Annotated in this window: 11 protein-coding genes; 4 read left to right on the top strand and 7 right to left on the bottom strand. The window is 60.7% G+C overall.

The features are described 5' to 3' along the window. The coding region (locus tag BLW21_RS20215) for a Tn3 family transposase (protein WP_139255356.1) at positions 1–314 on the top strand (314 nt) is incomplete at its 5' end. A gap of 352 nt (positions 315–666) precedes the next feature. Continuing rightward, the gene (locus BLW21_RS20220; RefSeq protein WP_175471070.1) at positions 667–1,659 is read left to right on the top strand and encodes an IS110 family RNA-guided transposase; all 993 of its coding nucleotides are present in this window, start codon (positions 667–669) and stop codon (positions 1,657–1,659) included. A 377-nt stretch (positions 1,660–2,036) separates the two neighbouring features. Here BLW21_RS20220 and BLW21_RS20225 read toward each other — a convergent pair whose 3' ends face one another. The 5 genes from BLW21_RS20225 to BLW21_RS20250 form a co-directional block, all read right to left on the bottom strand. Further along, on the bottom strand, positions 2,037–2,852 hold the full coding sequence (locus tag BLW21_RS20225) for a tetratricopeptide repeat protein (protein WP_092743815.1): 816 nt from the start codon (positions 2,850–2,852) through the stop codon (positions 2,037–2,039). 827 nt (positions 2,853–3,679) lie between these two features. Continuing rightward, positions 3,680–4,861 carry an NAD(P)/FAD-dependent oxidoreductase gene (locus BLW21_RS20235; protein WP_175471071.1) on the bottom strand — a complete coding sequence of 394 codons (1,182 nt, stop codon included), beginning with the start codon at positions 4,859–4,861 and terminating at the stop codon, positions 3,680–3,682. A gap of 50 nt (positions 4,862–4,911) precedes the next feature. Next, the gene (locus BLW21_RS20240) at positions 4,912–6,678 is read right to left on the bottom strand and encodes a TauD/TfdA family dioxygenase (protein WP_092743820.1); all 1,767 of its coding nucleotides are present in this window, start codon (positions 6,676–6,678) and stop codon (positions 4,912–4,914) included. 99 nt (positions 6,679–6,777) lie between these two features. After that, entirely contained in the window at positions 6,778–8,394 is a 1,617-nt protein-coding gene (locus BLW21_RS20245; RefSeq protein ID WP_092743822.1) for an L-tyrosine/L-tryptophan isonitrile synthase family protein, read from the bottom strand. A 75-nt stretch (positions 8,395–8,469) separates the two neighbouring features. Continuing rightward, on the bottom strand, positions 8,470–9,963 hold the full coding sequence (locus tag BLW21_RS20250) for a TonB family protein (protein ID WP_092743824.1): 1,494 nt from the start codon (positions 9,961–9,963) through the stop codon (positions 8,470–8,472). Between the two features lie 177 nt (positions 9,964–10,140). On the opposite strand from BLW21_RS20250, the gene BLW21_RS20255 reads away from it, so the two are divergent. Together BLW21_RS20255 and BLW21_RS20260 are read left to right on the top strand one after the other, a co-directional pair. After that, positions 10,141–11,217, top strand: coding sequence for a hypothetical protein (locus tag BLW21_RS20255; RefSeq protein ID WP_139255358.1), 1,077 nt, complete (start codon positions 10,141–10,143; stop codon positions 11,215–11,217). A 225-nt stretch (positions 11,218–11,442) separates the two neighbouring features. Continuing rightward, entirely contained in the window at positions 11,443–12,237 is a 795-nt protein-coding gene (locus BLW21_RS20260) for a hypothetical protein (RefSeq protein WP_092743828.1), read from the top strand. Positions 12,238–12,515: 278 nt separating this feature from the next. On the opposite strand, the gene BLW21_RS20265 is transcribed toward BLW21_RS20260, so the two are convergent. Both BLW21_RS20265 and BLW21_RS20270 read right to left on the bottom strand, forming a co-directional pair. After that, positions 12,516–13,634, bottom strand: coding sequence for a Fic family protein (locus BLW21_RS20265; RefSeq protein ID WP_092743830.1), 1,119 nt, complete (start codon positions 13,632–13,634; stop codon positions 12,516–12,518). A 54-nt stretch (positions 13,635–13,688) separates the two neighbouring features. Further along, positions 13,689–14,303, bottom strand: a complete 615-nt coding sequence (locus BLW21_RS20270; protein ID WP_092743832.1) for a recombinase family protein — start codon at positions 14,301–14,303, stop codon at positions 13,689–13,691. Positions 14,304–14,667 lie beyond the last annotated feature (364 nt).

The following is a 14,667-nucleotide window of genomic DNA, read 5'->3' on the forward strand; positions in this document are numbered from 1 at the left end:
TCCACGGCAAGAAAGGCGAATTGCGCCAGCGCTACCGCGAGGGCATGGAAGACCAGTTGGGCGCGCTGGGCCTGGTCCTCAACGCCCTGGTGCTGTGGAATACGCGCTATCTGCAACAAGCCTTGGAACAACACCAGGCCGTGGCCGAACCGCCGGAGCCGGGTGATGTGGCCCGGCTCTCGCCCTTGCTGCACGAACACATCAACATGTTAGGCCGCTACGACTTTACCTTGCCCGAGGGCATTGCCGCCGGGCAACTGCGCCCGCTACGCGACCCGACGAGCTTGGAAGAACAGCTCGCTCAACTGCCTTAACGGGAATTTCTGTTCCTACTCTTGCGCTACCCCTAATGGAGGTGCTCTCCGCCAAAGTACCACAATCCGAGGGCAAGGGATGTGGGGGGCAAAACCGCACCGATTCCAAGACCGCTCCGATAACACCGATTATCCTATGTTTGCCTGTGGCCCGTAATTGGGGCTGCTGAGAAGGAAAAGGGAGGAATAAGATTCTTCTATTATGGGGCTCCGAGCTCGTTTAACATGACAATCCCCTCTCTTTTCTAGGGCCACTTTGGACAGTTCCATGAGGCCACGAGCCTGTATCAGGATAGTAAAAGACTCCCTAGAAGTCCTTCGTAGTGCTTTTTTCCACCTTTTCACTACTCCCATGATGGTTACCGCCTCTTGCTTACCCGTCGTTGGCCTGGATGTGAGTAAAGCCACACTTGCTGTTTGTTATCAAGTGGGTGAGCTCGTCAAACACCTGGAAGTCAGTAATACTAAAACGGGCTTTCAGCAACTGGTGAAGGCTTGTGGGGCCCAGTGCCGGTTTGTGATGGAAGCCACCGGTACTTACAACCTGGCCCTGGCCTATTACCTGCACGAGCAGGGTGGAGAGGTCGCCGTACTGAATCCCCTGGTCATTAAGCGCTTCATTCAGATGCACCTGAGTAAAGGCAAAAGTGACCGCAAAGATGCGCAATGGCTATTGCGTTACGGCCAGCAGCAGCCAGTCAAGGTTTGGCAGCCGGACGAAACGGTGCTGGTGGAATGTCGCCAACTCGAACAGGTGAACGAGCAGCTACTCAAGCAGAAAACCATGGTTAGCAATTCCTTGGAAGCGCTGCAACGCCAACCCGTCATTAGTAAGCTCGCGCTAAAGCGCCTGCAACGGATGCTCAAAACGTTGACGCAGCAAGTGGCCCTGGTCGAGGCCGAACTCTTGACCCTGTTAGAACAGCGCTTTGCGGACCAAATGACGCTGCTGTGCTCCATTCCCGGCATTGGGCGTAAGACAGCGGGCATGCTACTGCTCTTTGCCGGCGGCTTCACGCACTTGGACAACTACCGCCAACTCATTGCGATGGCCGGTTTGTCGCCCCGGGAACACACCTCGGGTACCAGCATCCGCGGCAAGGTGCGCATTACTAAAATGGGCGGCGGACTAATTCGCGGTAAACTCTTCATGTGCAGCTTTTCGGCCAAGAAAATGAATGGGGCCTGTGCCGCCCTTTTTGACCGTCTGGTGGCCAAGGGCAAGAACAAGAAGCTGGCCCTGATTGCCGTCTGCAATAAGCTACTCAAGCAAGCGTTTGCCATCGTCAAGTCGGGCGTGCCCTACCAAGCCGATTTTAACTCAAAACTTGCTCCCACCGCTTGACTTTTAACACAGTTCATGTTAAGGGACATAAACTAGATGAAGGAAGGACTTTTTGCACTTCCCCACTGCCCCTAAAATCCTGTTTAACCAGGCCAGGGAAAGCAACCGACGGAGAGTTTACGAAACTCATCCCTCCGGCCAGTTTCCTAAACGTTGAATCGTAGATGATTTTTGTGAATTTCCTCGACCCAGCAACGGCCCACTAACGCTTGGTGCCGGCCGGATGCCAAGCGTTTACCAAAAGGGCATCTGCAGGTGATTTCGCTACCCAAAAGGCGGGACGCATATGCTGCCACAACTGACTGGTACGGGGCGTTTTTCCATTGCGGTGAGGCGCTGCCTAAGTATCCAATAGCTTGGCACGTTAAGGCCACCACTTAACGGCGGCGCAATTCCCTATGGGAAGTAGCGATGATAAAGGAATCTACCGGGTAGGGGGAGCTGTAGTACGAGTTCCAGGACCGGTATCCCCTGCGATACAAACTGTCCGAGCGCTGGAAAAAGAGCTCCGCCGCTGCTCGCTGTTGCAGTTTTGCGCACATCAGCGCTTTGAAATAATACAATTCACTGCTCTTGGGCTGCAGCCGCTGCATACTGTCGAGGGTTTGCAGTCCGGATGTAGAGTGCCCTTGCTCGTCGAGGGCAATAGCTTTGTACAGGTAATTGAAAGGATTTACAAACGCTTCTCCATGCTCTTTTCGCTCCGTATGGGCAGCCTTGGTGAAACATGTAACTGCCGGCTCCCATTGCCGCAGCTGCAAATGATTCAGGCCTAAAAGAAAGTAGATATTTTCGCCCCAAGGGTAATCTACAAAGCCTGGCGTCAGAGCATCCAGCTGCGTTAAGTCTTGCAAAGACCCTTCGTAATCATGCAGCAGGTAAAGCTTGAGCCATCCCCTATACCCCAGAAATTGGGTCGGTTGCAGCGCAACCGCCTGATTCAGATAGTACATGCCCTCGGCGTACTCCCCCCGCTTGTTAAACGGCACCGACTTTTCCATATAGTACTTGCCTACTCTGGGATTAAGCCAGATGGCGTAGTCGAGTAAGGTCTGCGATTGGCGGGTACCTTGCGGCCAGAAGTTTTTCAGTGCAAACAGCTTTTCTGCTCCCCATACCTGCAGCCTCGCACGCTGTGCATACCCCGTTGCGAGCAAAGCGGCGAGCAGCAGCCAACTAATTCGTTTAATCATCACAGGGGGAATATTTGCGTTATAGTCCCTCGCTTGAGCCGAAACGAGAGGAAATAGTAGCTATCATAGGCCTTACCTCGCGCGGTGCCCGGCTTCCAATAGAGTAACTGCTGTACTGCGCCTTTTATTCGGGCGACAAGTGCAGGCGGGAACGTACATGGCATGTAGTGCTCATCTACTTGGCTGACCCGGAACCGGCCGGGCGCGCCGTGGCAATTGATCAGAAAGCGAACTGTTACAATACCTGAGGCTGGACCGAACGCACGCGACTCCCCAATAAGACTTCTCAACTGAGCTTTCATCGCTTCCGGACCCGCGCGGTAGACCGGGGTGACCTGGTAGTATTGCGCGATGTTATCAGCATTACACAGACAAAATTTCTGGCGGTCAACGTCCGAATCATACGCAATGGCCCCGACATCGGAAAAACTCGAACTACCAGTAGGAACGGTGTTCTGGCTTCGCGCAACGGGCGGCGACAACAGCTGCAAGCCAAGTGTAGTAGCGACCATTACGTAAAGGCGACTTAGGCTCCAGGTTGGAATACGCACTTTTTCGGACTGAATGAATTTCTGTATATCTGGCATCGGCAAATAGCGTCACAAAAGAAGACAAGTTCCGGAGGCAAGTGCGTACCAGCTCTCCAGGCACCGATGGTAAACCAAACTGAGTTGGTCTAGTTGAGCGAGACATAATAGAGTGATTGAAGCCGCCACCATCCTTGGGATTAGGTACGATAAGGGCCCGTTATCGTACTTAAATCTCGGTGAGTGAGCTAGCAGGATGGCTTCGACTACTAAATCTGTGGAAGCAGACCTCAATACCTACTAATAGCTTTTCCCATGCGTGAGCTTCAGTACCTGCGTCGTGAGTCCCGGCAGGCCTTTGAGGGCCTGAATTGCCAGGGTGGTAAGGGCCGGTCGCCCGAAGAACTGATGGATGAGGTGCCCGGCCCGGATGCGCAAGCTCAACAAGCTGCGCCAGGCCCGGGTGTAGTGCTGCTCCAGCTCGGCGCGGGAAAGGCGGCCCTCCAGAAAATCGAGCAGCAGCCCGTGTAGCAGGAAGCTGGCGCTCATGCCCATGCTCATGCCGTTGCCGGCCAGCGGGGCGATGGTGCCGGCCGCGTCACCGAGCATCAGCACGTGGGCATCGACGGTGGAACGCTCCCGAAACGTAATCTGGGAGATGACAATCGGGGCGGTGCCGGCGCGCTGAGCCTGCTGCAGGTAGGGGCGCAGCAGCGGATTTTGCATGAGCACCCCGCGCTCCATTTCGGCCACGCGGTTGCCGTGGGCGCGCAGGTTACGCACGTCGCTGATGTAGCTGCAGTTGGTCAGGCCCCCGGGCACGGGTGAGAGTCCGCAGTAGCCATCGCGGAAATTATGCATCTCCACCAGATCCTGGGGGAAGTTCTCCACCTGCAGATGGTACTTGACGGCCACAAACTGGCGCCCCTGCCGACTGGGTTCCAGAAACGGCCGGCGGAGCTTGCTGTCCAGGTTGGCATGCTTGCCCCAGGCCCCGCAGGCCGTGCGCGCCCGATACGTGGCGCCGCCGGCGGTGGTGAGCGTAAACTGCTCATCGGCAAAAACCACGTCCGTTACCTTGGTGCCTTCCTGAATGGTGGCCCCGTGCTCGGCCGCCAGGCGGGCCAGCAATTGGTCGAGCTCGTAGCGGGTGATGCCGACGCCCCCGATATCGAGCGGATGGTGCAGCGCCACGCCCGTGGGCGAGGAGACGGTAAAGCGCGTCATGATTGGCAGATCCATCTGGTCCAGCGGCACGCCGATGCGGCACAGAAACGCGTAGTTCTCCATCGAGATATACTCGCCGCACACGCGGTGAAACGGGTAGGTTTCCTTTTCGAACAGCACCACGCGCCGCCCCGCCCGCGCCAGCTGCACGGCCAGCGTCAGGCCGGCCACGCCCCCCCCGATAATGGCGCAGTCATAGACTTCAGCGGCCGTTGCCGAGGCCGTGCTGGTTGGCGTAGTAGATGGAGCTGGCATGGCGCAGGGCGATAGGATGGCAGAGGAGGGAAGCTGGACAAGCGGGCGAATCAGGCCAGTGCCGGCTTGGGGCGCAGTACGCGGGCAGCAAACAGCACGCTCGCCGCCAGCAGGCTGGTGTAGGCCGTGGCCTTGAGCCATTGCGGTACCCGCATGCCGTTTTCCTTGAGCACGGCCGTAGCGGCGACTTCGTCGAGGTCCGCGATTTTCCGGTTCACCGTTTCGTAGCCCTGGGCCACATAGGCCACGGCTCCGGCCAGCGGCAGCAACGCCCCGTAGGCCGCTTTGGGCAGCTTTTCGGCGCGGAACAAATACGCAAAGCTGCCCAGCACCAGCAGGCCCGCGCCACTCGTCAGGGCCTGGGCGACCCGCATGCTGCGGTGCAGGCCCAGCGCCACAATGGCCGTGTGCAGGCCGGCGGCGCGGTCTTCGGTGTAGTCTTCGGCGTTGTTGAGCATTAGCACGCCCACCTGCAGCAGGCCGTAGGCGGCGGCCAGCGTGAGCACGGCCGGCTTGGGAAAGCGCGTAACCAGGCTGCCGGTGTAGGCCATGGGGCCGAAGAAAATGACGGCCCACAGGGCGGACAGCTGCCACAGTCCGCGCGACTTGAAGTGGATGGGCCGCCACGAATACTGGAAGCCCAGCGCCCAGCCGATCAGGGTAAGCGGCACGAACTGCCAGCGCCCGGTGTGCTGGGTCAGCCAAATACTGATGAGCACCGTACCCGCTACCGAGGCCCGCATCTGCCAGCGCACGCCGGGGCCGCCCAACTCGAAGATGGCGTTAGACAGGTGGCTTTTGTAGACGGCGTCCACCCGGCGGTCGGCGTAGGCATTGACCATGTCGCCGAAGTTGAAGAGCAGGTAGATGCCGGCCAGGCCCACGTAGAGAACCGGCGTTTTCAGAAAGCGGAAGTCCTCGGCACTGAGGAAGATGGGGATGAGGAAAATCGGAATCTCGGCAATCAAAAACTCGGTGCGCCGCAGGGTTTTGCTGTTCTTGAGAAACTGGGCCAAGCCGCCGTGGGCCGGCCGGGCCAGCAGGTTGATGCGCTGAATGTGCCGCTCGTTGGGATTAAGAAACGCGTCGCGGCCGTGCAGCAGCACGTGGTTATCGGCCAGCACAATATCGTTGTCCTGCCAGCTGTGGATGTAGAACACCTCCGGCGCGTACAGGGCGGCCTGCAGCTCGGCAATCAAGTCGGCCTGCTCGGCGGGCGTGGCCCCGAGCACCTCCACACTGACGGGGTTGAGGTCGCGCACGGGCTCGGCAAAACGCAGGGTGGGCTCGCCCGTGACCGGGTGGGCCTGCAGCAGACGCTGGGTGAGCGTGCCGCCGTAGTGCACAATTTTCTCGGTGCGGTAGCGTAGCGTAGCCTTTGCCCAGCGGGCGCGCTGGGCGGCAGTAGCGCGGGCCAGCGCCCGGCCCGTATCGGCAAACGTGGTGCCGCCGCGGTCTTCGGCCCGGGGTGCTTTCACGCACTGAAAGAAGATCAGGTAGGGAATGCGGCCAATAAAGGCGCCGTCCCAGTGCAGGGGCACGGCGCTGGGCGTGTAGAGGTAATTCTTGGCATCGGCTTTCACCTTCAGTTCATTGATGGCGCCGAACGGCCATTGTAGCGGCTCGCCCAGCTGCTGGGCGTAGAGCGCGAACGGCGTTTTGTCGAACAGCTCAAACCCGCGAAAAATAAGGATGCGGTGCGCCTGTACCCACTCCGTGAGCTGCGCGGCGGAAATGCCGGCGATGGTCTGGCCGGGGAAATCGGCCCGTACGAGCAGGCCGAAGGGCAGCTGGGATTCAAGGGTGTAGGCGGGCATAGCAAATAGCGGGATAAGGCAGGTATCCGAATGTCGGATGCGTCCAGTAAAGATGGGGCGTAGGGGCGAGTTTTCAGGTTACGTATTCTGCCGCAATGGTTAAGAATTCGGGCCGGCCATAAAGTGGCTGGGCTGCCCGTGCTTCTCCACCAAAACGGCACCCGCTTCCTCGGCCTGGTGCCGCTTGACCAGCACGTAGTCGTTGTCGCGCAGCAGTACCACGCCGTGCCAGGGCGTGAGCCAGTCGTCCACGGCCCGGGTCATGCGCAAACCGATTTTGTCGGACTGCGGATGCTGGGGATGGATGCTCAAGCGCACGGCGTGCGGAAACTCCTGGGCCAGCAGCCGCGTCCAGGCATTACTGCGGCGGATGACTTCGTAGGCTACCTGCTTGCTTTCCTCTTTCACCCGGCTCCTGCTTTTTTCGGGCGCCAGCGCCAGGCCGTCTTCCGATACGAAGCGGTGAATCCCGTTGAACATGGCGCGATGGTGCGCCGTGTCCCGCACGCGGGCTTTGAGCGCCTCCAGCGGCTCGCCATACTGGTCCATAATCCAGGTGCGGGCCGCGTGGAACGAGTCCGTGACCAGCAAGTCTTCCAGGTTGATAACGTCCAGCGCCGGCGTGCCCAGCTGCTCAATCAACTGCTTGAGCACCTCATTGTAGGCCGATACGTCCGCGTCACTTACCTGCACGAGGTCGGCAAATACGCGTCCGTCCGCGCAGATGCTGATGCGAGCCCCGGGCGCATACACCTGCCCGATAGCGTCGCAGAGGCTCTGCAGAAACGTGAGCGCTATCTCCTCGCCCAGGTCGGGCAGCTTGCCGAGCACTTTATGCGGATTGGGCGACTTGGCCGGGAAGGCCGGCAGAATCAGGTGGATGGGCAGGCCCTGGCGGATGTAGTAGTGCAGCTTAGGCAGGTGCAGCGCGATGCTTTGCTCATCGGCAAGGACAGATTCGTCAGCCGGGCCGGTGGGCAGCACTTTGCGGTGCAGCAAAAGGAGCTTGGCCACCCGCCGGGCCACGTCAAAGTCGACGGCTGGCGCCACCTGCAGGAATTGGCCAACCGCCGCGGCGACCTGCCCCAGCAACAAGGGCCCGAATAGAGTCGAGAGCTGGGGCGTGGATAAGGCCAGCCCGGCACTGAGCATTTCCAGCAGCCCGTCGGTAGCGCGTCCCTCGGCCGAGCGGTCGAGCAGCCGCAGGCCCAGTACGCCCCAGTGTGCGGCATACAGGGTCTGGGCCAGGGAGGCAATGAGCGCTTCAGCGGGCACATCGGTAGCGCCCCGCACCACGAGCTCGAACAGGGCCAGCCCGCGGAGCCGAATGCTTTCCGTCTCGGGGCTGAGCACCCCAATCGGGTCTTCGGCATCGAGCAAATGCGCCATTTGAGAGCGGAGCAAGCGGTGCTGGGGTACCACCAGATCCATTTTCCAGCGCACCAGCGTCTGAAAACGCAGGGCCAGCGTTCCGGCGGGCAGGTCGCAGACGCGCCCTTCCAGCTCGTCGTGTACGCGCTGGTAGAAGCCGCTTACCAGGTCGTTTTTAGAGCCGAAATGCCGGTATAGCTCCGCCAGCGGCTGGCCGGCGGCGGCGGCAATATCCGCCATGGATACGGCGGCAAACCCCTGCTCTTCCAGCAGGCGCAGACCGGTATCGAGTAAGCGCCGACGGCTTGAAGAAGCTAGTAGTGAGAAGGCCGGAACGGTCGTCATCTAAACAAGTGGTAGGAAGTGATACCGTAAACCGGCCAGAAGCAGTTGCCCTTGCTGCGGACCAGAAAGGAGAAGTTACTTGGCGCCGGCCGGTCGGGCAGTGGGCGTAAAGGGAACACGCACGCTCAGCTTTGTCGGTACCGCTCCCTGTTCGCCCTGGCGGGCCGGAACAAAGGGACCCAGCGCTTTTAGCGCGTCCAGAATTGCCTGGTCGCAGCTGCGGCAAACGGACTGCGTCAGCCGGGGCTCGCGTACAATCCCGGTGGCATCGACCAGGAATTCGAGCTGAGCCGTACCCGTGATCTGCTCGCGGCGGGCAGTTTCCGGGTAGTTGATGCGCTCCGTCAGCAAAGCACCCAGTTCCTGGACGGGGGTGCCGTCAAGCAGGCTCGCCGGTTGCTGCACGTGGCTGGTGATGTTTTCAGGTGTGGTGAAGGGGCTGCCCGGGTCGGGAAGCGGCAGGGGTATTTCCAGGTGCTGGCGTGCGGCCACGGCGCGCCCGCCCTGGTCGCGGGCCGGCACCCAGGCGGGAAAGCTTTGCACCAGCCGCAGCACTTCCGCATCGCAGCTCCCGCACACCTTTTTCGTTAGCGTGACGGCGCTCACTTTACCCGAAGCCTGCACCACCAGGTCAACCCCTACCCACCCTTGGAGCTTTTCGGTGCTGACCACCGCCGGCACCTTCAGGTTGCGCTGCAGATAGGCAAACAGTCCCGGCTCCGGGAAGCGGGCCCGCGTAGCTACCTCACGCGCTTCGAACACATGGTCGGGCCGGTAGACGTTCACCGCCACGGTAGACTTCACCGCTACGGCCCGGCCGTTCTGTTTGCCGGGCTCGAACTGCGGCAGCTTGCTGACCGCGGCCAGCACGGCCGCATCCGTCGCGGGGCTGAGCCCCTTCTGGATGCTGACATCCGTCACTTCGCCGGTGGCCGTGACCGTGAAGCTGGCAAACACCCGGCCTTCGGGAGTATCGGCGGGCAGGACCAGGTTCTTTTGCACGGCCGCCATGACGGCGTCGTTGCCCCTGGCACCGGGCAGCTGCGGCATCTGCTCTACGTAGGTGTATACGTTGTTTTGGGCTACTTTCGGCCCCGGCTCGTTCGCGCTCTTTACCACCGTTGTGCTGGAGTGCGGGCTGCCGGCATTCGTCGTGGCCGGGCCATTGAGCGCGAGTTGCAGCGGAATGGTAAAGCTAACGGTGACGGCCTGGCCGTTTTGCTTACCGGGGATAAAACGAGGCAGGCGGCGCACCGCGTCCAGAGCGGCCGCGTCGATGCCGGGCGAGAGGCCCTTCACTACTTTAGCCTGCTCTACCTGACCAGTGGGAGTGACGTTAAACTGCAGGTATAATTTACCCGGCAGCTGCGCCAGCGACGCATCGGCCGGATAGCGGAAGTTCTTCAGAATGGCGGCCTGCACGGCCCCGGTGCCCCCGGCGCCCGGAAGCTGCGGCATCTGTTCTACGTAGGTGTATACTTGCTTGCTTTCTTGGGCAAGCAGGGGCTGCAGGGTGCTCGCCAACAGACAGAAGGCCAGTAGCAGGCGCGGTAAAGGGGAATGGGGCATGCTCAAAATTAACCCGCTGCGTAGGGTTTTTCCTACGGCCCCTGTCAAGGAAGAAAAGCGGGAGTGCCTGGCGGCGGCCAATTCGACGAAGTGCCCGACCTTTGGGGCCTGAAAATTCCTGTGTTCTATAAAAGACAGATGGTTACGCCCCCCACAAAAAAGCGCGCGCTACCGATTTTGGCGCGTATCCCCCAGCAGGTGCTTGGTGCCGCGGCACTGCTGGCTGGCACCCCAGCGGCGCAGGCGCAGGATTTCGTGCCTACTTCCTACGACGTAACCACCAGCCAGATCTATACCCGTCCGGTGCAGGAGCAGTACCGCCGACACAAGGTCCGGACAGTGCTGGTGCAGCAGCAAACCGATGAGCGGGGGCGGCGAGATGTGACGCCCGGCTTTACAATAGCGTCCTTTCAGGAGTGCGACGGCAAGGGCCGCGTGGTGCGCCAGTACTGGGCGCAGGATGGCCGCCTGGGCCGCCGCATGGACTTGGACTATGCGGCTGATGATGAGTTGCGGCTCGTGACTTCCTTTAGTCGTCTCCCTGATCCGGCCGACACCACCCGCCTGGGACAAGTCTGGTTGCCCGCTTCCTGCACCCATTATCCGCCGATGCCGGGCACGGGTAGTGCGGCGCTGTGGAATGAGCAGAGTGGCGACTGGGAACCCTATGAACGCTCCCGCACATGGAAGCAGCGCGACACCACCTACCTGGCCACCAGCAGCTACCTCACCGGGAAGGTTAAGCAGCTCAGCCGTACCTACTACGTGGGCCCCGGCGAAAAGCTATGGCGTCAGGATAAGCTCACCTTCAACGACTACCGCCTGCGTGAAGCAGCCTACGACTATATCAAGCTTAACGGAAAGCAGGTGCTGGAAATGGGCCAGCTCGATTTTCGCAAGGAGTTTATCGACTACGTAGCGGCCCACCCGGAAGCCGGACCTCTGAAAAAAGACGAGCCAACGCAGTGGCAGGACGATCTGGCCCGGCATACCAAAGGGCTCACACTACCTCAGTTCACCCAGACCTACGACGCAAGCGGCGGGGTGAGCACTAGTGATGGCTACGGCCGGCGGAGCATTTTCAAGCGTAACGAACAGGGCCAGCTGCTGGAAAGCCAGCACTACGTCTTCGACGAACTGGTACGGCTGACCAAGTACACCTATTTGCCGAATGGCCTGTTGGATCAACTCACCAGCTATGACAAGCAGGGGCAGAAGACCGGTACGGCCCAGTATCGCTACGGCTTCTATTAGATTGGTTCTATGCCAGCTGGTCTTGGCTTATAACAGCAGTGAGCAGCGTTAGAATGCCCATATGCTGAGATTGAGTGGGAGTGCAGGGAGGACAATACCGGCTGCTCCCATCTGGGATAGGGTACAATAACGGGCCCTTATTGTACCTTATCCCAGATGGGAGCTGTTTAAATCACCGTCTTCGTGAATGGGTAGACATGCTGTTTAGAGTATGATATTGTGCTTATGTCCAACCGTTCCCACCTTATCCTGCTCCTAATAGCTCACCTGCTGCTGGCTGGCCTGCTGCTGGGCGCCTTTCTGTGCCTGCTGCTCCATCGTCCCGGTAGCCAGCAATTTAACTTGGCCGGGGCTGGGGCCGCGCTGGCCCTGCTACTGCTGGCCTGGGTCGGGGCACTGCTGGTGGGGCAGTTGTGGCAGCGGCGGTGGGTAAGGGCAGGTGCGCTGGCCATGCTGGTGCTGACCGATGGGCTGGCCCTGTGCGCAGGCTGGCTGCTGATGTTTGTTTTCATCGGGGAGCCCGTAAAAGTCTATGCTTCCCCTGAAGAAGCGCAGGCGCTCACGCTGGACCAGTTGTTTTGGCTGCGCAGCAAACCTTCCGGGGATGATGAGGAATACCTGGTGATGGACCGGGGTTGGCAATTTGAAAAAACGGAGACGCTGAACGATTCCACCTTCTCTACCTGCTGGACTTTTCAGGACCCCAACCAGCGATGGCTGGCTGAGGTGGTCTATGAAAGCCGTGGCCATCGCAATGTTGCCTCGCTCACCTACGCGACGTCCAATCGGAAGACCTTTGATGCCATCAAAGCACAGGTCGCGGCGTCCCACATGACGCACGTGGGGCGGCGCACCGAGCAAGGCGCGGAATGGCACTATTTCCAATCCGGTGGGTATGACGTGGGATTGGCGGTTTATTCTACGCCACAAACGGCCCCTGCCACTCGGTACATTGTTTTTGTGCGCCCTACTTCAATGCGCCCTTATAGAGGTTCTTTAAAGTGGAAAGGGGTTCTGTGAAGGTGACACATAATCACCTGTCGTCTCCCAGTGCGAGAGATGCTAAAATGGACTGCTGAAAAGGGCAATGTTAGCTGATGGCAGAGTAAATGCGAAGGCTCTTTTCACCAAATGGACTTTCTGGATAAGTGATTTCGCAATGCCGTGAGCCCATTGTGAACCCATTGATTTACCGCAAAATCTGTACTTGGAAGCCAGGGAGCGCGGTTTAGGGCTCGGTGTATCGGTGCTGTGAGCCTTTTGTGAGCCCTTTTGCGCTTACCCCGTCGGCAGGTTACTTATCGGGCGTCGGGTTCGGGCGCCAAGCGATAGCTGGTGCTGCGCCCACCGGCGCCTTCGTGCACCAGCACGCCCTGGGACACCAGGTCGGCGATGTCGCGGCCGGCCGTATCCTGTGAGCAGTGGGCCATGCGCGCCCACTTGGCCGTGGTGAACTTGCCCTCGAAGCCGTCGAGCAGCCGCGTGAGCAGCTGCCGCTGCCGGACCGTGAACGCCGCGTCCCGGTGCTGCTCCCAGAAGCGGGCCTTGGCCAGCACTTGCCCCAGCGTTTGCTCGGCGGCTTGCAGGGCCCGGCCCAGGCAGCCTAAGAACCAGTCCAGCCAGGGCGTCACGTCCAAGGGCCCGCGCTGGCTGGTTTCGAGCAGGTCATAATACGCTTGGCGCTCGGCCTGGATTTGCGCCGACATGCTGTAGCAGCGCTGGCCCGTGCCGTCGGCGCGGGCCAGCTGCAAATCGGCGATGGCCCGGGCGATGCGGCCGTTGCCGTCGTCGAAGGGGTGAATCGTCACAAACCAGAAGTGCGCCAGCCCCGCTTTGAGCACGGGGTCCAGGCCCTGGTCGGCGTTGAACCAGGCCAGGAAGTGCTGCATCTGCGCGTCGAGCTCCGTGGCGGCGGGCGCCTCGTAATGCACGCGCTCACGGCCCAGCGGCCCGGACACGACCTGTATGGGCCCGGTGCGCCACGCGCCCACCTGCAGCGGGTACAGCCCGCTGTAGCCTGTGGGAAACAAGGCCGCGTGCCAGCCGAACAGGCGGTTCGCGGTCAGCGGCGCGGCGGCCTGCTGGGTGGCGTCGAGCAGCATGGCCACCACGCCCTCCACCCGGCGGTCGGCGGGGGGCAGCGCGGCCTGTTCGAGCCCCAGGCGCCAGGCGATGGAGGAGCGCACCGAGGCCGGGGGCAGCAGTTCGCCCTCGATTTCGCTCGACTTGAGCACGTCGAGCGTGAGCGTACGCAGCGTGGCTTCGGCCCGCAGGTCCACACCCAAGGCCTCGAGCCGGCCCAGCAGCCGCCCCTGCTGGTGACGTACGGTGCCCAGCAGCGCCTCTAGGACCGCCGGGTCCCAGGTAAAGGCCGGCCAGTCCGGACGTTGATGGATATAAGACGCTATTCTCCGCATAATCTGCGGTGAATATACCCACTATTCTCCGCATGCTTGGCCTCGGCGCTTTGTTCACGGGGCGACGGTGGTCACGGGACTGGGCAAAGGTTGGGCATGTAACGCTACGCCGCGGTGGTGCAGGTACTTGTAAAAGGTAGCTTTGCAGATACGCAGGCTGCGGGCCATGTCGTCGACGCTCAACTCGCGGGCCTTGTAGAGCAGCTCGGCGGCGCGGGCCGTGCGCTGGGCTTCCACCGAAAGGCCGGGCTTGCGCCCACCGACGCGGCCCCGGGCACGGGCCGCAGCCAGCCCGGCCAGGGTGCGCTCACGAATCAGCTCGCGCTCGAACTCGGCGAGCGAGGCAAACAGGTTGAGTACGAGCCGGCCTTGGGCTGACGACGTGTTGATGGCGTCGGTCAGGGAAATCAAGCCGATGTCGCGGCGCTGCAGGTCCGCGACCAAGTCGAGCAGGTGCTTAAGCGAGCGACCCAGCCGGTCGAGCTTGTAAATGTAGATCGTGTCGCCCGGGCGCACCTGCAACAAAAGCTTGTCGAGTTCGACCCGGGCGGCCAGCGCACCGGAGGCTTTTTCCTGGTAGATAAGCTCGCAGCCGGCCTGGGTCAGGGCGTCGAGCTGGAGCTCTAAATTCTGGTCGCGGGTGGAGACGCGGGCGTAGCCAATCTTCATACAGGGGAGTTTACGAAACTCATCTGCTAACGGCATTTCGTAAACTTTGATTGGTAGACGAGTTTCGTAAACTCGGCATAGGCACCAAATGGCTGTTCCAATCTTTGGTGCAACTTGCGAGGCGTTTAGTTTAGCGGTTCACGGAAAGGAGGGTATACTTACCTGAACATTGTACCCCTTGCGTTGCCACGGGCAGGTTAGCTGCTGCGCCTCCGCCCTGTCTCCATCCTGCCCATGACGCACTTTTTCAACGCCCAGCGCGATTACTGGCCGATTTACCTTGACCTGCAGCGCCACTACCCCCTGGGCCTTGTGCCCCCCGACGGGATGAACGCGCGGGCTTTTCCTGGGTACCAGGCCCTGG

It is taken from the genome of Hymenobacter psychrophilus, from assembly GCF_900107135.1.
GTDB classification, from domain to species: Bacteria; Bacteroidota; Bacteroidia; order Cytophagales; family Hymenobacteraceae; genus Hymenobacter; species Hymenobacter psychrophilus.

Coding starts and splice junctions, on each gene's coding strand:
- BLW21_RS20260 (WP_092743828.1), top strand. CDS start 11,443: ATGTCCAACCGTTCCCACCTTATCCTGCTCCTAATAGCTCACCTGCTG.
- BLW21_RS20245 (WP_092743822.1), bottom strand. CDS start 8,394: ATGACGACCGTTCCGGCCTTCTCACTACTAGCTTCTTCAAGCCGTCGG.
- BLW21_RS20240 (WP_092743820.1), bottom strand. CDS start 6,678: ATGCCCGCCTACACCCTTGAATCCCAGCTGCCCTTCGGCCTGCTCGTA.
- BLW21_RS20235 (WP_175471071.1), bottom strand. CDS start 4,861: ATGCCAGCTCCATCTACTACGCCAACCAGCACGGCCTCGGCAACGGCC.
- BLW21_RS20220 (WP_175471070.1), top strand. CDS start 667: ATGATGGTTACCGCCTCTTGCTTACCCGTCGTTGGCCTGGATGTGAGT.
- BLW21_RS20270 (WP_092743832.1), bottom strand. CDS start 14,303: ATGAAGATTGGCTACGCCCGCGTCTCCACCCGCGACCAGAATTTAGAG.
- BLW21_RS20265 (WP_092743830.1), bottom strand. CDS start 13,634: ATGCGGAGAATAGCGTCTTATATCCATCAACGTCCGGACTGGCCGGCC.
- BLW21_RS20250 (WP_092743824.1), bottom strand. CDS start 9,963: ATGCCCCATTCCCCTTTACCGCGCCTGCTACTGGCCTTCTGTCTGTTG.
- BLW21_RS20225 (WP_092743815.1), bottom strand. CDS start 2,852: ATGATTAAACGAATTAGTTGGCTGCTGCTCGCCGCTTTGCTCGCAACG.